The organism is Nocardia iowensis (assembly GCF_019222765.1).
In the GTDB taxonomy this organism is placed as follows: Bacteria; Actinomycetota; Actinomycetes; order Mycobacteriales; family Mycobacteriaceae; genus Nocardia; species Nocardia iowensis.
Genome location: NZ_CP078145.1, coordinates 2,541,928 through 2,559,443, shown reverse-complemented (window position 1 = coordinate 2,559,443; position 17,516 = coordinate 2,541,928). Strand labels below are relative to the sequence as shown.

15 protein-coding genes are annotated in these 17,516 nt (G+C 69.2%); 1 reads left to right on the top strand and 14 read right to left on the bottom strand.

What is annotated here, in order from left to right; all coding sequences use genetic code 11:
- Window positions 1-168 precede the first annotated feature (168 nt).
- The 14 genes from KV110_RS11760 to KV110_RS11695 form a co-directional block, all read right to left on the bottom strand.
- A complete protein-coding gene (locus KV110_RS11760) occupies window positions 169-852 on the bottom strand; it encodes a cell division protein FtsQ/DivIB (protein ID WP_218478379.1) in 684 nt (227 codons plus the stop codon).
- 95 nt (window positions 853-947) lie between these two features.
- The gene (murC, locus tag KV110_RS11755; RefSeq protein ID WP_218478378.1) at window positions 948-2,387 is read right to left on the bottom strand and encodes a UDP-N-acetylmuramate--L-alanine ligase; all 1,440 of its coding nucleotides are present in this window, start codon (window positions 2,385-2,387) and stop codon (window positions 948-950) included.
- A 40-nt stretch (window positions 2,388-2,427) separates the two neighbouring features.
- Window positions 2,428-3,528, bottom strand: a complete 1,101-nt coding sequence (gene murG, locus KV110_RS11750) for an undecaprenyldiphospho-muramoylpentapeptide beta-N-acetylglucosaminyltransferase (RefSeq protein ID WP_218475869.1) — start codon at window positions 3,526-3,528, stop codon at window positions 2,428-2,430.
- Window positions 3,525-4,973, bottom strand: coding sequence for a putative lipid II flippase FtsW (ftsW, locus tag KV110_RS11745; RefSeq protein WP_218475867.1), 1,449 nt, complete (start codon window positions 4,971-4,973; stop codon window positions 3,525-3,527). Before ftsW ends, murG begins: the two co-directional genes overlap by 4 nt.
- Window positions 4,970-6,406, bottom strand: coding sequence for a UDP-N-acetylmuramoyl-L-alanine--D-glutamate ligase (gene murD, locus KV110_RS11740; protein WP_218475866.1), 1,437 nt, complete (start codon window positions 6,404-6,406; stop codon window positions 4,970-4,972). The genes ftsW and murD overlap by 4 nt, the downstream gene beginning before the upstream one ends.
- A 49-nt stretch (window positions 6,407-6,455) precedes the next feature.
- A complete protein-coding gene (gene mraY, locus KV110_RS11735) occupies window positions 6,456-7,532 on the bottom strand; it encodes a phospho-N-acetylmuramoyl-pentapeptide-transferase (protein ID WP_218475864.1) in 1,077 nt (358 codons plus the stop codon).
- 156 nt (window positions 7,533-7,688) lie between these two features.
- Window positions 7,689-9,203: a UDP-N-acetylmuramoyl-tripeptide--D-alanyl-D-alanine ligase gene (locus KV110_RS11730; protein ID WP_218475862.1), complete on the bottom strand. Its 1,515-nt coding sequence runs from the start codon at window positions 9,201-9,203 to the stop codon at window positions 7,689-7,691.
- Complete coding sequence (locus KV110_RS11725) at window positions 9,200-10,792, bottom strand: UDP-N-acetylmuramoyl-L-alanyl-D-glutamate--2,6-diaminopimelate ligase (RefSeq protein ID WP_218475861.1); 1,593 nt, start codon at window positions 10,790-10,792, stop codon at window positions 9,200-9,202. The genes KV110_RS11730 and KV110_RS11725 overlap by 4 nt, the downstream gene beginning before the upstream one ends.
- Before the next feature lie 96 nt (window positions 10,793-10,888).
- Window positions 10,889-12,781, bottom strand: coding sequence for a peptidoglycan D,D-transpeptidase FtsI family protein (locus KV110_RS11720; protein WP_393538931.1), 1,893 nt, complete (start codon window positions 12,779-12,781; stop codon window positions 10,889-10,891).
- Window positions 12,778-13,605, bottom strand: a complete 828-nt coding sequence (gene ftsL / locus KV110_RS11715) for a cell division protein FtsL (RefSeq protein ID WP_218475859.1) — start codon at window positions 13,603-13,605, stop codon at window positions 12,778-12,780. Before ftsL ends, KV110_RS11720 begins: the two co-directional genes overlap by 4 nt.
- 82 nt (window positions 13,606-13,687) lie before the next feature.
- Entirely contained in the window at window positions 13,688-14,662 is a 975-nt protein-coding gene (gene rsmH / locus KV110_RS11710; RefSeq protein ID WP_218475857.1) for a 16S rRNA (cytosine(1402)-N(4))-methyltransferase RsmH, read from the bottom strand.
- Between the two features lie 196 nt (window positions 14,663-14,858).
- Window positions 14,859-15,290 carry a division/cell wall cluster transcriptional repressor MraZ gene (gene mraZ / locus KV110_RS11705; RefSeq protein ID WP_040733463.1) on the bottom strand — a complete coding sequence of 144 codons (432 nt, stop codon included), beginning with the start codon at window positions 15,288-15,290 and terminating at the stop codon, window positions 14,859-14,861.
- A gap of 415 nt (window positions 15,291-15,705) precedes the next feature.
- Window positions 15,706-16,134: a DUF3040 domain-containing protein gene (locus KV110_RS11700; protein WP_218475855.1), complete on the bottom strand. Its 429-nt coding sequence runs from the start codon at window positions 16,132-16,134 to the stop codon at window positions 15,706-15,708.
- Between the two features lie 147 nt (window positions 16,135-16,281).
- Window positions 16,282-16,722, bottom strand: coding sequence for an SAV_6107 family HEPN domain-containing protein (locus tag KV110_RS11695; protein WP_218475853.1), 441 nt, complete (start codon window positions 16,720-16,722; stop codon window positions 16,282-16,284).
- Between the two features lie 140 nt (window positions 16,723-16,862).
- Here KV110_RS11695 and KV110_RS11690 point away from each other — a divergent pair, with 140 nt between their 5' ends.
- Complete coding sequence (locus KV110_RS11690; protein WP_218475851.1) at window positions 16,863-17,474, top strand: GNAT family N-acetyltransferase; 612 nt, start codon at window positions 16,863-16,865, stop codon at window positions 17,472-17,474.
- Window positions 17,475-17,516 lie beyond the last annotated feature (42 nt).

Here is a 17,516-nt window from a genome sequence, read left to right as displayed (position 1 = left end):
TGCTGCGGAACGCTATTCGTCGCCGCCGCAATACGCGCGCAGGCGCGCCGAAACGAGCGACAGAATCTTGTGTGATCCCTCTCGTCTCGCAGCCCCACACGACGTATGGTGAACGGTTGCCCCCCGGCGCTCCGCGCGGCAATTCGACGCGGGCGCAATGGGTATCGATCACTTTACCGTGACCAGATTAGGACTCGAAACATCGAACACCGTTCCAGGGCGGGTCAGCAGCGGAAGAACGACCGCCGACTTGCGTTCGCCGTCGTTCATCCCACCCCAGAGTACCGTGCGGCCATCCTTCAGATTCAGCGAAATATCCGAAATGGACCGTGCCACAACCTCGTCCACCTGAATCGCCAGCGCAGGCGGCAGCACCGCGAGCACCGCGACGGCGGCCCTGGTGACGGGGGCGTCACTGGCCGGGTGCTCGGTCACCAACTTGGGTACCCCGATCGGCGCCGCCTCGATCGCGAATTCGACGCTCTCGGCGTCAAGCAGGTGCGCACCCTGCGGACTTTCGAAAAACAGCACGGGAACGCGCTCGACAACGGTCACCTTCACCGTCGACGGGAATACCCGCTGCACCCGCGCCGTGCGGACCTTCGGAATACTCGCGACCCGCCGGGCGATCTCGGTCGTGTCGATCCGCAGCATCGAGCGTCCGGACGGGATTTCGAGCAGTTCACGGACCTGCTGTTCGGGCACCGCGACTACGCCCTCGACTTTGACGGTACGCACCGAGAGCACCGGCGTGAACCATGCGACGACACCGACGACTGTAAGGACGCACACACCCAGCAATCCCCACACCCGGATCCGCCGCCACCCGTCGGGGCCGAGCCGCGCACCGATCGATCGCGCCGCGCCGAAGCCCGTCCGGCGCGCCGACCCGACGTCACGCCCCGAACCGCCAGCACGCCCCGAGCCGCCACCACGGGTCACGCCGGTCACCGCCCGTACTGGGGCCGCGCCCGTAGGCCGTCGAGGATCTGGCTGCCGAGCATCGTCACATCACCCGCACCCATGGTGATCACGACGTCGCCGGGCAACGCGAGCCGCGCGACCTGACGGCCGACCCGCGACATATCCGGCTGGTAGTGCACGGGTTTGGTGACCGACTGGGCCACCAGCGCACCGTTCACGCCGGGCAGCGGCTTCTCGCGCGCGCCGTACACGTCCAGCACGACGACCTCGTCGGCCAGACTGAGCGCGGCGCCGAAGTCCTGCGCGAAGGTCGCGGTGCGGCTGTACAGATGCGGTTGGAAGACGACGATCACCCGACCCTGCCGGGATCGTGCGCCGTCGCGGGCTTCCTGCTGCACCAGCTCGGCCGCGGCGCCGAGCACGGCCCGCACCTCGGTCGGATGGTGGGCGTAATCGTCGAAGACGCGCACCCCGTTCTCCCGCCCGGCGAACTGGAACCGCCGGTGCACGCCACCGAAACCCTCCAGGCCCTGGATGATTTCGTCCACGTCCGCGCCCGCGGCCCGCGCGGCAAGCAGTGCGGCCAGCGCGTTCAACGCCATATGCCGACCCGGCACCGACAACCGCAGGGTGCGCGGCGCCGCTTCGTCGGCGAGCTGGAACTGGGCGATGCCGCCGACATCGCGCGGCTCCCAGCTGTGCAGGCGCACGCCGACCGGGATCGGCGCGTCGGCGAGTTCGCCGGAGCCGTAACCGAGGACGCGAATGTTCTTCTCCGCCAGCCGGGGGCCGACCCGTTCGGCCAGCGCCAAGGAACCGGGATCATCCAGGCAGACCACCAGCAGGCCGCCCTCGGCGAGCCGGTCGGCGAAGTCGTCGAAGACCTGGACGTAGGCCTCGTCCGTGCCGAAGTAGTCCAGGTGGTCGGATTCGATATTGGTGACCACCGCGACGTCCGGGTCGTATTGCAGCAGCGACCCGTCGCTCTCGTCCGCCTCGGCGACGAAGATGTCGCCGGTGCCGTGGTGGGCGTTGGTGCCCGCTTCGTTCAGCTCACCGCCGACCGCGAAGGACGGGTCGAATCCGCAGTGCTGCAACGACACGATGAGCATCGAGGTGGTCGAGGTCTTCCCGTGCGTGCCCGAGACGAGCAACGTGCGGTGTCCCTGCATCAGCGACGCCAGCACAGCGGGCCGCAGCAGCACCGGGATGTCGCGCCGATTCGCTTCCAGCAGTTCGGGATTGGTCTTCGGGATGGCCGCGTAGGTGGTGACCACCACGGTCGGCCCGCCGGGTAGCAGATCGAGGGCGCTGGCGTCGTGGCCGATGCGCACCTGCGCGCCACGCGCCCGTAGCGCGAGCACGCCGCGGCTCTCCTTGGCGTCCGAGCCGGACACGGCGCCGCCACGGGAGAGCAGGATGCGCGCGATCCCGGACATCCCGGCACCGCCGATCCCGACCATGTGCACCCGCGCCAGCGAGGGCGGCAGGGCGGAAAGGTCGTCAGCCACCGATTACCTCCAGCACGATCCGCGCTACCTCGTCGGCGGCGTCGCGGTGCCCGGCGCCGGCCGCGGCGCGGCCCATCTCGATCAGCCGTGCGGAGTCCATGAGCAGCGGAATCACCTCATCGATCACGTATTTCGGCGTCAGCTCCGAATCGGGGACAATTCTGCCACCGCCCTGCCGGACGACGGGCCTGGCATTGAGCTCCTGCTCACCGTTGCCGTGCGGCAGTGGCACATAAAACGCGGGCAGCCCGACCGCCGACACCTCGGCGACCGTCATCGCGCCCGACCGGCAGACCACCGCGTCGGCGGCGGCGTAGGCGAGATCCATCCGGGAAAGATACGGCACCGCCACATACCGTGCGCTCGCGCCACTCTCGGCGACGTCGAGGGTGTTCTTGGGTCCGTGCGCGTGCAGCACCGAGATACCCGCCGCGGCGAGTTGCGGCGCGGCCCCCGATACCGCCTCGTTCAGGCTGCGGGCGCCCTGCGATCCGCCGAACACCAACAGCACCGGTCCCTCGGCGGGCAACCCGAAGTGGGCGCGGGCCTCGGCCCGCAGCGCGGCGCGATCCAGCGTGGTGATCGCGGCCCGCACCGGGATGCCGACGACCCGCGCCCCGGCCAGCCCCGAATCCGGCACCGCGGCAAGCACTCGCGCGGCACGGCGCGCACCCACCTTGTTCGCGATGCCCGCCTTGGCGTTCGCCTCGTGCACCACCACCGGTACCTTGCGCCGGCGCCGCAGCAGGCCGGGCCCGGCGGCCAGGTACGCGGGCAGCGCCACATAGCCGCCGAAGCCGACGATCACGTCGGCCTCGACCGCGTCGATCACCGCTCTGGCTCGCGCCACCGAGGCACGCACCCGGCCGGGCAGCCGCAGCAGATCCGCGGTCGGCTTGCGCGGCAACGGTACCGGCGGGATGAGCTCGAGCGGATAGCCACGCTCGGGGATCAGGCGGGTCTCCAACCCGCGTTCGGTGCCGAGCGCCGTCACCCGGATCGAATCGTCGAGCCGCCGCAGCGCGTCCGCCACCGCCAGTGCCGGCTCGATGTGGCCCGCCGTGCCGCCACCCGCGACGATTACCGAGATCACCTAGATTTTCCTCGTTCTCTTGTGTGGTTGACCGGATAACTTGGCTCCCACGCCCTGGTGGCACGCAGCGAGCTGGTGCCACGGCTCTCCGGTGAGCGGCGCCGTCCCGGCTCGGGCTGCGGGCGCCGCACCGGCGGCAGCGCCGACTGTCTGCCCTGCCGAGGCGCTTTGGCCCGCTGCGCGGACTTCGCCCTGGCGGCACTGGCCCGTGCCGGGGAGTACACCTCCGGCTTGGGCAGCCGCAGCAACTTGCTGAACCTACCGTCCTGCCCGGCATGCAGCGCCGAGACCGCCTCCGGTTCGTGCCTGGCCGCGTTGGCGATGATGCCGAACATGAACAGTGTGATCGCCAGCGACGAACCACCGGCGGAGACCAATGGCAACTGCAGGCCGGTGACCGGAAGCAGGCCGACGACGTAGCCGATGTTGATCAGCGCCTGACCGGTGATCCACGTCGTCGCGGTCGCCGTGAGCAACCGGAGGAACGGATCCACCGAGCGGCTGGCAATGCGAAGCCCGGTGTAGACGAACAGCGCGAACAGTCCGAGGACCAGCGCACAGCCGAGGAAGCCGAGTTCCTCGCCGATGATGGCGAAGATGAAGTCGTTGTGCGAGTTGGGCAGGTAGCTCCACTTGGCCCGGCTCTGGCCGAGGCCCCTGCCCCAGATGCCGCCGTCGGCCAGCGAGTACAGCGCCTGCCGCGCTTGGTAATTGATGCCCTGCGGGTCGTCACCGGGGTTGAAGAACGCGCGCATCCGATCCGAGCGATAGCCCGCCGACAAGGCAAGCACGCCCGCGGCGATCAGGCCGGACACCGAGATCGTCACGAACAGCCGCAACGGCAGCCCGCCGAACCACAGCAACGCGGCCAGCACGATGCCGAGCGCGATCGTGGTCGACAGGTTCGGCTCGACCACGACCAGCAGGCACACCAGCAGACCCGCCGGAACCAGCGGCATCAGGATGTCCTTCAACCCGGCGTGCTCGGAGCGTCGCGACGCCAGCAGGTGCGCACCCCACACCACCAGCGTGACCTTGACGACTTCGGACGGCTGCACCGAGAAGAAGCCGAGGTCGATCCACCGCCGCGCACCCTGAACCTTGGAACCGATCCCGGGGATCAACACCAGTACCAGACCGATCACCGACAGCACGAACAGCGGAAACGACCACTGCCGCAACCGGCGCAGCGGGATCCGCAGGGCGAGGTAGAACAGCACCGCACCGATCGCGGCGAACATCGCCTGCTGGATGAACAGCGAATACGCCGATCCCCCATCGGCATACGCCTCGACGCTGGACGCGGAGAGCACCATCACCAAGCCGAGCACGGTGAGCAACGTGGCGATGGTGACGACGAGATGGAACGACGCGAGCGGCCGCGCCAACCAGGCCACGAACCTGGCTCCGGCCCGGGGGTCCTTCCGCCGCGTCGTGTCCGTCATAGTTGCCGCCCGACGTCACCGTCTTCCAGTGCGTGCACCGCCGCCGCGAAACTGCGGCCCCGGTGCGTGTAGTCGGCGAACATGTCCAGGGAAGCCGCGGCGGGCGCGAGCAAGACGGTATCGCCTCGACTGGCGAACCCGGCCGCGGCTCGCACGGCGCGCGCCATCACGGCGTCGGCCTTATCTCTCGACGCGTCACCCATCCCTGCATCGTCTCCCGCGATCAGCTCGACCACCGGGACCTCGGGCGCGTGTCGCGCCAACGCGGCGGCGAACACCGGCGCGTCGGCGCCGATCAGCACCACCGCGACCAGCCGGTCGGCGACCTCCTCGACCAGGTCCTCGATCTGCGCGCCCTTGAGCTGACCGCCGGCCAGCCAGACCACCTGCGGGTGCGCCAGGATGGCGGTGCGGGCGGCGTGCGGGTTGGTGGCTTTGGAGTCATCGATGAAATCGACGCCGACGACCTCGCGCACGAACGCGGACCGGTGCGGGCCGACCTTGTGCTCGATCAGACCTTCCCGGATGAACTGCGGCGCAACGTCGATCGCCCTGGTCAGCGCGGCGGCGGCGAGCGCGTCCGCGACACCGGCCGGTCCGGGCGGGCTGATGTCGCCGACCTCGGCGAGGATCGCGGCCTTGGTGAACGCGCGATCGAGCAGCTTGCCGTCGACCACGCCGAGCTCACCATCGGCCGGCACGCCGATCCGGAAACCAACGGTGCGGCGGGCTTTCGAACGACGGGCCAGCGAGGCCGCCACCGGATCGTCGAGCCCGACCACGCCGACGCGACCGACCAGCGCCCGCGCCTTGGCGGCGGCGTACGCGTCGAGTCCGCCGTGCCAATCCAGGTGATCCTCGGCCACATTGAGCACCACGCCCGCCTCGGGGCGCACCGACGGCGCCCAGTGCAGCTGGAACGAGGACAGCTCGACGGCGAGTACCTGTGGACCCGGATTGCGCCGCAAGGCGTCCAGGATCGGCAGGCCGATATTGCCGCAGGCGACGCTGGCGATGCCCGCGGCGCGCAGGATGGCGTGTGTCATCTGCGTGGTGGTGGTCTTGCCGTTGGTTCCGGTTATCACCAGCCACTTGCGGACCGGACCGTAGATCCTGGCTTGATCGACCCACCAGGCGAATTCGACGTCGCCCCAGACCGGCGTGCCCTCGGCGACCGCCGCGGCGAGCACCGGGGAGTCCGGCCGCCAGCCCGGGCTGGTGATCACTAGCGCGAACCGGTTCCAGTCGGCGGATTCCAATTCGACGCAGGTGGCGATGTCCAGGCCGAGTCCGGCCGCCTCGGCGAGCGCGGCGGCGCCACCGTCGGTGACCACCGGACGCGCGCCGATATCGCGCAGCGGCTCGATGAGCGAGCGCCCCGACACACCCCAGCCCGCGACGAGAACGTCACGGCCACGCAGGAATTCGAGCATGGGCCCAGGTGATCGCAGGGCCCGAGGAGAATGTTCGACCATCGCTAGTTCACCCGACCGCAGAGAGATATTCGCTGTAGAACAAGCCGAGGCCGACGGCCGAAGCCATCGCGGCCAATAGCCAGAACCTGATGATCACCGTAGTCTCGGCCCACTTGCTGAGTTCGAAGTGATGATGGAACGGCGCCATCTTGAACAACCGGTTGCGCGTGGTGCGGTACACCGCCACCTGCAGCACCACCGACAAAGTCTCGGCCACGAACAGCGCGCCGATCACGATCATCAGCAGCTCGGTGCGGGTGGTGATGGACAGTCCGGCCAGCAGGCCGCCCAACGCCAGCGAACCGGTGTCGCCCATGAAGATCTTGGCGGGCGCGGCATTCCACCACAGGAAACCGACGCACGCGGCGGCGCCCGCCGCGCAGACCAGCGCCAGGTCGAGCGGGTCGCGGACGTTGTAGCAACCGGCCTCGGGCTTGGTCTCGCAGGCGTGGTAGTACTGCCAGAACGTGATGACCACGTAGCCGCCGAGCACCAGGCTCATCGATCCGGCCGCGAGACCGTCCAGGCCATCGGTGAGATTCACCGCGTTGGACCAGGCCACCACGACCAGGCAGACGAAGACGAGGAACACGACGACACCCATCGTCACCGTGCTGATGTCACGCACGTACGACAGATGCCTGCTGGCCGGGGTCAACCCGCTCGCCCCACGGAACTGCAGTGCGAGCACGCCGAAGACGACAGCGGCGGTGAGCTGACCGAGGTACTTGCCCGCGGCGGTCAGGCCGAGATTGCGCTGCTTGCGGATCTTGATGAAGTCGTCCACGAAGCCGACACCGCCCAGCGCGGTGGCCAGGCCGAGCACCAGCAATCCGGAGGCCGACGGTCCGTCGGCGTTGTAGCCGATGCCGATCAGGTGCGAGCCGAGGTAACCGGCCCACATGCCGATGATGATGGCGACGCCACCCATGGTGGGGGTGCCGCGCTTGGCCTGGTGACTGGCCGGGCCGTCGACCCGGATCTCCTGGCCGAAGCCCTGCTTGGCGAACATCTTGATCAGCAGCGGGGTCAGCAGAATCGATACGGCCAGCGCGATCGCCGCCGCGAAAAGAATCTGTCTCACGACTGCGCCTCGCTAACGCTCGGCACAGCCGTTCGACCGATGGTCGCTGCAATATCGGTTCGCCCGCTGCGCTCCCTCACGACTGCGCCTCGCTAACGCTCGGCACGACCGTTCGACCGATGGTCGCTGTAGCGTCGGTTCGCTCGCTGCGCTCTCTCACTCGAAGGCCTCCGTGCTTCCCTGGCGTCCGCTGGGTGGCTCTGTACCGATCAAGTGTTCGGCGACCTCCCAGAGGCCCACCGACTTCGATGCCTTGACCAGCACCACATCACCCGCCTCGACTTCGTCGTCGAGCAACGCGATGGCCGCGCCGATGTCGGGCACGAGGATCGACTCCTCGCCCCATGAGCCTTCCATCACCGCTCCCTGATGCATCGCCCGGGACGGCCTTCCGGTGCCGACGACGACCAGCCGGTGCACGTCGAGCCGCACCGCGAGCCGTCCGATCCGGTCGTGTTCGACCACGGATTCTTCACCGAGCTCGCCCATTTCGCCGAGCACCGCCCAGCTGCGGCGCGGGGTTTCGCCCGCGCGCGACATGGTGACCAGCGCCTTCAGGGCCGCGCGGACCGAATCCGGATTGGCGTTGTAAGAGTCGTTGACGACGGTCACGCCGCGCGCGGTGGTGCGTACATCCATCCGGCGCGCGGAGGCGGCGCGGGCGTCGGACAGCGACCGCGCGATGGTGTCGAGGTCCGCGCCGCACTCGAGGGCGACCGCCACCGCGGCAAGCGCATTGCCGACCTGATGTTCGCCGTGCACGGCCAAGTGGATCGGGCTGCTGCCAACCGAGGTGTGCAGGGTGAACCCCGCGCGTGCTTGGTCGTCGAGCCGGATATCGGTGGCCCGCACATCGGCGTTGTCGGATTGTCCGACGGTGACCACGCGGGCCGATGTCCGCGACGCCATCGCGGCGACCTGCGGGTCGTCGGCATTCAGCACGGCCAGCCCGGACGCCGGAAGCGCCTCCACCAGTTCGCCTTTGGCCTTGGCGATGGCCTCGCGGCTGCCGAACTCACCGAGATGGGCGGTGCCGACATTGAGCACGACGCCGATGCTCGGCGGCGCGACCTCGGCGAGCGCGGCGATATGGCCGGTGCCGCGCGCGGACATCTCCAACACCAGGAAACGGGTGTCGGCATTGGCGCGCAACGCCGTCCAGGGATGGCCGAGCTCGTTGTTGAACGAGCCCGGCGGGGCGACGACCGGCCCGAGCGGGTCCAGCACGGCCGCGAGCAGGTCCTTGGTCGAGGTCTTACCGGATGAGCCGGTCACCCCGACAACGGTGAGAGTTCCCGCCGCGGTGAGGCGTTCGACGCTGACCCGGGCCAAGGCGGCGAGCGCGGCGAGCACCGCGGCTCCGGAGCCGTCCGAATCCGCCGCCAGGGCAACCGAACTCGACGGCACCAGGCCGGGGCTCGGCGTGACGACGATGGCGGGCACACCCACCGGGCGGGCCGCGAGCACCGCGACCGCACCGGCCGCCACCGCCGCGGCGGCGTAGTCGTGGCCGTCCGATCGCGCACCCGGCAATGCCAGGAACAGATCGCCGGAACCGACTCGGCGCGAATCGAATTCGGCCGAACCGGTCACCCGGACCTCCGGGTCGGGGACGTCGTGCAGCGTGCCGCCGACGACGTCCGCGATCTCCCGCAGTGTCATCTCGATCATGAAACCGTCAAGTCCTCCGCGTCCGCGTGGTGCGGACTTCGCTTGTCCAGTGCCGCCGCGAGCACGTCGCGGTCGTCGAACGGGTGCTTCACACCCTGGATCTCCTGCCCCGCCTCGTGCCCCTTGCCGGCAACCAGTATCACGTCTCCGGTTCGAGCCCAATTCACCGCCGCCGCAATGGCTTCGGCGCGATCGCCGATCTCGCGTACGACGCCACGCTCGGCCTCGGACACGTCAAGCGCACCGGACCGCAGCGCGGCCCGGATCTGCGCCGGGTCCTCGCTGCGCGGGTTGTCGTCGGTAATGATCAGCAGGTCGGCGCCGCGCGCCGCCACCTCGCCCATCAGCGGACGTTTACCCGCGTCGCGATCGCCACCGGCGCCGACCACCACGGCGAGGCGACCGGGTGATTCCGGTGCGTCCGCCGCGAGATGTCCACGCAGCGTAGCAATCACCGATTCCAACGCCGCGGGCTTGTGCGCGTAATCGACGATCGCGAGGAAGTCCTGCCCACGCTCCACCCGCTGCATCCGGCCGGGGACATCGACGGTGGCCAGGGCGGGCGCGGCGACCGCCGCATCGACACCGGCGGCCGCGCACACGGCGACCGCGAGCAGCCCGTTGGCGACGTTGTAGCGGCCCGGAAGTCGCAGCCGCACAGCGACATTGCCATCCGGCCCGGCAGCGGTGAATTCCTGCTCACCACCGTGCGCCACGATCGGCCCCGCCAGCTGCCAGTCACCGGCTCCGGTGGTGCACACCGTGATCGGGGCGTCGAGGCCGTCGGCGAGCCGCTGACCCCACTCGTCGTCGATACAGATCACCGAGGTCCGCGCGGCGACCGGCGACTCCGGTTCGAACAGCCTGCGCTTGGCGGCGAAGTAGTCCTCGAAGTCCGCGTGGAAGTCCAGGTGGTCCTGCGAGAGATTGGTGAACGCGCCGACCGCGAATCGGACACCGTCCACCCGGCCCAGCGCCAGTGCGTGGCTGGACACCTCCATCACCACCGCGTCTACCCCCTGCTCGACCATCAGCGCGAACATCGCGTGCAGCTGCGGGGCCTCGGGGGTGGTCAGTGCGCTCGGCACGCGGCGGCCGCCGATTCTGGTCTCGATCGTGCCGATCAACGCGGTCGACAGGCCCGCGGCGGCCAGACCCGCCTCCACCAGATAGGAGGTGGTCGTCTTGCCCGAGGTACCGGTGATGCCGACGATGCGCAGCCGCTCGCAGGGGTTGCCGTAAATGGCGGCGGACAGCTCCCCGAGCACCGCGCGCGGATTCTCCCGCACCAGCACCGGAACATTCAGCTCACCGGCCAGCTCCGCCCCAGAGGCGTCGGTGAACACCGCGACCGCGCCACGTTCGACCGCGGCCGCGGCGAACCGGGCGCCGTGCGCCTGCGCGCCGGGCAAGGCGGTGAACAGGTCACCGGGCCGCACCGCCTGCGATCGCTGTTCGATGCCGGTGACGTGGATGTCCGCGAGCGCGGGTCCGGTCGCCGTGGCGCCGGTCAGCGCCAGCACGGCGGTCAGCGCGGTCGACGGAGGCCGGGCGGGCCGGAGCGCGTGCTGGCTGGACTGCGCAGGCACATTGCTCCTCTCAGATACGGGCGGGACTGGGACGACGAGTCAGGTTACCGACGGGCGGTCACGGGCGAACAACGTAGGTCCCACACCGCCGGAGATTCAGCCGGCCTGCAGGACGAATTGCCGGACCGGCTCGGGCGACGGCGGAATGCGATCGCGCTGCAACGCCCAGGAGGCGATGTTGTGGAACAGCGGTGCGGCCGATTGGCCGCCGCTGCCGTCGGAGCTGCGGACCGGATCGTCGAGCATGAGGCCGACGACGTAGCGCGGGTTGTCGGCGGGGGCCATGCCCGCGAAGGTGATGTAGTAGCTGTCGCTGGAGTAGCACTGGCAGCGCGGGTCGGTCTTCTGCGCGGTGCCGGTCTTACCCGCGATCTGATAACCCTCGACGGCGGCGGGCCCGCCGGTACCGTTCTGATTGGCGTTCATCGGGTCACGCTGCACCACCGCTTGGAACATGGTGCGCAGCGTCGCCGCGGTCTGCGGGCTCACCACCCGAATGCCGTCGGGCTGCGGTTCTTCGGTGCGGGTGCCGTCCGGTGCGATCTTGGCCCGGACGATGCGTGGCGGGATCCGCACCCCGTCGTTGGCGATGGTCTGGTACATGGCGGTCATCTGCAGCGTGGTCATCGAAAGTCCCTGTCCGATGGGCAGGTTCGCGAACGTGCCGCCGGACCACTGGTCGCGCGCGGGCACCCGCCCACTGCTCTCGCCGGGCAAGCCGACGCCGGTGCGCTGGCCGAGCCCGAATCGGTGCAGCATGTCCGCGTAGCGGTCCTCGCCGACCCGCTGGGCCAGCATCAGCGTCCCCACGTTGGACGACCTGCCGAAGATGCCGGTGGTGGTGTACGGCGCGACGCCGTGTTCCCACGCATCGCCGACGGTGACACCGGCCATCCGAATGCTGCCCGGAACCTGGTGCACCTCGTCGGGGGTGGTCAGGCCGTATTCGATGGCCGCGGACGCGGTGACGATCTTGTTCACCGAGCCGGGCTCGAACGGGTCGGTGACCGACGGGTTGCCCATCGTCGCCGGGGTCCAGGTCTGCGCCGGCTGCTGCGGATTGAAGGTGCCGTCGTTGGCCATGGCCAGGACCTGACCGGTCTTGGCGTCGAGCACCACCGCGGAGGCGTTCTGCGCACCGGACATATCCCTGGCCTGCTGTACCTGCTGCTGCACGTAGTACTGCAGATCCGAGTCCAGGGTCAGCTCGACGCCATTGCCGTTCACGGCATCCTGCTTGTCGCGCCAACTGCCCGGAATGACCGCGCCGTCCGAACCGCGGTCGTAGGTGTGCGAGCCGTCGGTGCCCGCGAGCACCGAGTCGAGCGACGATTCCAGCCCGATCTGACCGTGCCCGTCCCAGCCGGTGGCGCCGATCACGTTGGCCGCCAACGATCCGCCAGGATGTTCGCGCAGGTTCTGGGTATCGGCGCCGACCTCAGGAAACTGCGCGCGGATATCCGCGGCGATCCTCGGATCGACCCTGCGCGCCAGGTACACGAAGGTCTCGTCGCTGCGCAGCTTGGCCAGCAGATCCGCTTCCGAAGGGCCCGACTTGCCGAGCTTGTCGTGCACGGTCTTGGCGATGGCCTTCAGTCGCTCGTCCGGGTCGGGGGCCTTGTCGTCCTTGGCCTTCGCGTCGGCCAGCCGCTTGCGGACCGGAACCGGCTGGAAGGTCAGCTCTTTCGCCGACACCGTGAAGGCGAGCGATTTACCGTTGCGGTCGGTGATCGGGCCGCGCACCGCGTAGTCGGGCTCGTGCGTGGTGCGCTGGCTGGCCGCCTGCGCGGAAAGGCTCGGGGCGTTGATGGTTTGGATCCACAGCAATTGCAGCGCGACGACACCCAGCGCGATCAGCATGATGATCCGGCCCGCGCCGAGCCGTCTGCGCAGTGGCCGGTCGTTCTTGGGCGGAGCGGAGCGTGGTCGGGCCGCCTTGGCGGGACCAGGCCCGCGTCGACGGCGCGGCGCGGGCCTGGTCTGCGTCACCGCTCGCCTCCGCCTGGAAGTGCCTGCGGCTGCGGCGTTTCGGCCGGTGCCGGTGCGACATCCGCAGGCGCGGGCGGAGTTTCGGCCGGGGCCGGTGCTGCCTGCTGCGGTGCGGCGTCGGCCTGCGGTGCGGGCGCCGGTGGCGTCGGCGGAAGCGGGCTGGCCGGAACCGGGCTCGCCGGTGCGGCGTTGACCTGAGCGTTGCCCGCCGGGGCTGGGGTCGGCTGCGCGGGCGGGGTAGTCGGCGTGGTCGTCACCGGCACCACGCGTTCACCACGCGCCTGCACATTGCCCGTCGGCGGCGGGGTCGGTGCGGCAGGCGACACGTTCAGCGGCGGCACCGGAGCGCCCTGCGCCGGAGTGGGTTTGCCGATCACCGTCACCGTGCCGTCCGGGCCGATCACCAGCCGGGCCGGATCCTTGGCCGGGATCATGCCGAGTTCGCGCGCGCGGGCCGCGAGCTCCGGCGCGGAATCCGCCGCCTCCACCTCGCGCTGCAGTGCCGCCCGCTCGTCGGCAAGCCGCTTGTTGGTCGCCCTGATGTCACCGAGCTGGTAGCTGTCCTCCGCGGCGCGGGTGGTCAGCAGGAGGGTGAGCGCGAGACCGCAGCCGAGCAAGGCGATGATCGCCGCGACGAACGGAATGCGCGCGGCCATGACCGAAGCGGGCCGCAGCGGCAGATCAGGTGTGTCCGACCGGGTTTCGGCGCGCAGTCGGCGCCGGGCGTAAGCCCGTTGTGCGGCACCCGATTTCACTCGCTCGGATTCGTGGACCCGGCGGGCGATCCGCCCAGGTGCCTCGACGGTGCGCGTCCGAATACTCATAGTGTCCCCTCGTGAGTCTGTACGGGACATCCGGCCTCCCTTGTCCAGGTCCCGCACCCGGTCCGCCGGACGAGCTCATGTCTCATCCGACCTCCTGAATTCGCTCCGCCGCGCGCATCCTGACGGGTGCCGCCCGCGGGTTTTCCGCTATCTCCTCTTCGGTCGCCTTTTCCGCGCCACGGGTCAGCATCCGGAATTCCGGGCCCATGCCGGGCAATTCGACCGGTAGGTCGACGGGTGTGCGGGAGGCCGCGCGCGGCGCGAACTCCTGCTTGACCACCTTGTCCTCCAGTGACTGGTACGACATCACCACGATCCGGCCGCCGACGCGCAGCGCGTCCAGCGCCGCGGGCAGCGCGGCGCGCAGCGAATCGAGCTCGCGGTTGACCTCCACCCGCAGCGCCTGGAAGGTGCGCTTGGCCGGATGTCCGCCGGTCCGGCGGGTCGCCGCTGGTATCGCCGCGTAGAGCAGCTCCACCAACTCCGCGCTGGTGGTGAACGGCTTCTGCTGGCGGCGGCGCAGCACCTCGGAGGCGATCCGCCCGGCGAAGCGTTCTTCGCCATAGGTTTTCAGCACCCGGGCCAGGTCACCGTGGCTGTAGGTGTTGAGCACGTCGGCGGCGGTGGGTCCGGTGGTCGGGTCCATCCGCATGTCCAGCGGGGCGTCGATGGAGTAGGCGAAACCGCGGTCGGTCTCGTCGAGTTGCATCGAGGACACGCCGAGGTCCATCAGGATGCCGGAGACCGATCCGGTGGCGGCCAGCCCGGCCTCGGCCAGCGCGTCGGCGATGCCGTCGTATCGGGTGTGCACCAGGGTGATTCGGTCCGCGTACGGGGCGAGCCGTTCACCGGCCAGCTTCAGCGCGGCGGTGTCGCGGTCGAGACCGACGAGCCGGAGGCCGGGATAGGTGCGCAGAAAGTGTTCGGCGTGTCCGCCGAGACCGAGCGTCGCGTCGAGATACACCGCGCCGGGTTCGGTGAGTGCGGGTCCGAGGAGCGCGTCGGCTCGACCGAGCAGAACAGGAACATGGCGGGGGCCGTCCTGTTCACGGTTCACCTCGACCTCCCGGGATCTGCCTCGCTTCGTCGCGCACCGCGCACGGGTCGCCTTGTTCCACAATGCTTTTGCATAAAGAAACGCTGCCGGAGACGAATGCCCCGTGGTCTCTGACCGAACCTCGGCACCTGGCGTCGGGGAAGTACGTCAGGGTCCGCGTCCGGGCAGAGGCCGCGCGGCACTCGTTCGCTCGGGGCTAGAAGATTCCGCCCAGCGACTCGTCTCTCGCTTGCGAGAAGTCCTCCTCGTGCTCGGCGAGGTAGGAGTCCCACGCCTGCTTGTCCCATATCTCGAGGAAGTCGACCGAGCCGGTCACCACGCAATCCCGTTGCAGATTCGCGTAACGACGATGTTCGGCCGACAACACGATCCGGCCCTGTGCGTCCGGACGTTGTTCGTCCGTTCCGGCCGCTAGTGCGCGGACGAATGCGCGCGCCTGCGGGTTACTTCGAGACGCCGCCGCGGCCCGGCGAGCGAGCGCGGTGAACTCTTCCTTGGGGTACACGGCAAGGCTGTGGTCCTGACCCTTCGTGACCATCAACCCTCCCGCCAGATCGTCTCGAAATTTCGCAGGCAACGTGAGTCGCCCCTTGTCGTCCAGCCGAGGTGTGTAGGTACCGAGAAACAACCCGATACCTCCCTAGTCGATCACCTCGATGGTCGGCCTTTCCTGTAGTGCGCGCTCCACATTACCCCACTTTCCCCCACTTTCAATCGAAACTGCCGGTGATCTGGCTCCCGGCCCAGACGATTTCGCAGGTCATCCCAGCTATCACCGTGGTGGAGAACTTTTTGCGTGTTCTGCCGACACGCACAGTCCGCATGGACAAAGGCCCGGAAACACCCAGCAAACGCCCAGGTGCGGTCCGACTCGGCCGATGATGGGGCGATGTGGGGGATCTTGTGGGGAGATGTGGGGGAAGCGCCGCGAACCCGCGCCGAGATCACCGGCGACGCATGCGCCCGCACACGCGAGCCAGCGACGCCGCACCGGATCGGTGCGGCGTCGCCGGCTGTGCTGAAGTTGTCAGGCTACGGGCGAGCTAATCCTGCTCGAACCGTCGCCGGAATCGGTCTTCCATCCGCTCGGAGAAACCGCCGGACTTGCGTTGGCGGCCACGTTGTCCGGTCGTTCCACCGGTCGGACCACCGGGCGTGGCGTCGCCGCCGGACCGGTCATCCTTGGCGATGCCCTTGGAGCTGCCGACCAGCAGCAGCACGCCGGCGGCGAACATGACGATGAATCCGACCAGGCTGATGATCGGAAAGCCGCCGGGCTTCACTGGAGCGGCGATGCCGGCGACGAGTAGGAACAGACCAAGGACGAACAAGGCCGCGGCCTGGAGTCTGCGACGACTCGAGGTCGAGCGAAGGCGCCCGCCGCGGACGGACGACGCGAACTTCGGATCCTCAGCATAGAGCGCGCTCTCGATCTGTTCGAGCATGCGCTGCTCGTGCTCGGAGAGTGGCACGGTACCTCCCCCGGCACTAGGCGTGGCTGTCGCCTCCGGGTAGGCGACTGATAGCCGACCTTGGCGGCTATCTGTCACCAATGATACGAGTTCGATCAGGGCCGTACCACCTAGTCGCCCATAACTATGTGGGCGTGCCGCCTGTCACTATCCGGTCATGCCGTCTGTCCACCCCGGTGCGGGCCGCAACCGTGCCGATGCGGTAAGGAGATCTTCGACGTCGTGCAGGAATGCTCCTACCCGCGAATAGAACTCGTCGGCCTCGTGATCGTCGATGTCGCGATCGAGTCCGGCCTCCAGCGCGGCCCTGATCTCCGAGCGCGCGCTGAAGTAATCGGCCCACATCACGAACTCGGGCGCGGCGGACTGCATCAGCACCCACGCATTACGCGAGCGAGCCCGCGGCGCGTTGTCGGCGCCGGTGAGTGCGATCACCGCCCCGGCCCCGCGCAACGCCGCGAGATAGGCGGTGCGGAACCGCTCCCGCGGGTCCAGCTCCCCCGCCGCCTGCATCAGCAGACCATCGGCCCGCTTCAGCAGTTTGCCCGCTCGACCGGGCTGCCCCGGATGTTCGATCCGACCAGACATCTCCCCGTCCCTCCGCATCGCACCTGAAGCCAACACTGCCTTGGTGTGACCGAACAGGTATTCGAACGTTTGAATTGAGATTGAATATAGAGACGCCCACCGACAAACTTCCGCGCCCGCTCAGCGGACCTACGAGAGCCATGACCGCCGTCAAGCCAAATCACACCCCCGCACCTGTCGTCATCGACCTCTCCGTCGCGGCACTGCGCTCCCGGCTGCACGATGCGCTGGCGGTGTATGTCGCGGCGATGGACTATCCGCGCGGCACCGAACACCATCGCGCGCCCATGTGGACCGAGCACACCACCCGCTCCGGCTGGCAGGCCGTCGCCGCGGTGGTCCCCGACGATTCGGGGCAGGTCGATCTGCGGTCCGCGCCGATCGTGGCGATCGCCTACGGCTACCGCGGCGCCGCTCAGCAGTGGTGGCACCAGCAGGTGCACAGCGGGATGCGGCGCTCCGGCTGGCCGGAACATTCCGCGCGCGAACTGCTTTCGGACTACTTCGAGCTGACCGAGCTGCATGTGCACCCGTCCGCGCAAGGGCTCGGCATCGGCGGCACGCTGCTGGAACGGCTACTGCGGCAACGGTCCGAGCGGGCGGTGCTGCTGTCCACCCCGGAGGTGGACCAGGAGGACAACCGGGCCTGGCGGCTGTATCGGCGGCAGGGATTCACCGACGTAGTGCGCAATTTCGTGTTCGCGGGTGACACCCGGCCGTTCGCCATTCTCGGACGGCGGCTGCCGCTGTGAGGGCCGTGCCTTGGCGCACAACGCCTTCGGGGCGCCGACTGA

Excerpts from the sequence above, each read along its gene's own strand:
- murC (WP_218478378.1), bottom strand. The coding sequence starts at position 2,387 with ATGGTCGGGATCGGCGGTGCCGGGATGTCCGGGATCGCGCGCATCCTG.
- KV110_RS11695 (WP_218475853.1), bottom strand. The coding sequence starts at position 16,722 with ATGTCTGGTCGGATCGAACATCCGGGGCAGCCCGGTCGAGCGGGCAAA.
- ftsL (WP_218475859.1), bottom strand. The coding sequence starts at position 13,605 with ATGAGTATTCGGACGCGCACCGTCGAGGCACCTGGGCGGATCGCCCGC.
- murD (WP_218475866.1), bottom strand. The coding sequence starts at position 6,406 with ATGCTCGAATTCCTGCGTGGCCGTGACGTTCTCGTCGCGGGCTGGGGT.
- KV110_RS11730 (WP_218475862.1), bottom strand. The coding sequence starts at position 9,203 with ATGATCGAGATGACACTGCGGGAGATCGCGGACGTCGTCGGCGGCACG.
- KV110_RS11690 (WP_218475851.1), top strand. The coding sequence starts at position 16,863 with ATGACCGCCGTCAAGCCAAATCACACCCCCGCACCTGTCGTCATCGAC.
- ftsW (WP_218475867.1), bottom strand. The coding sequence starts at position 4,973 with ATGACGGACACGACGCGGCGGAAGGACCCCCGGGCCGGAGCCAGGTTC.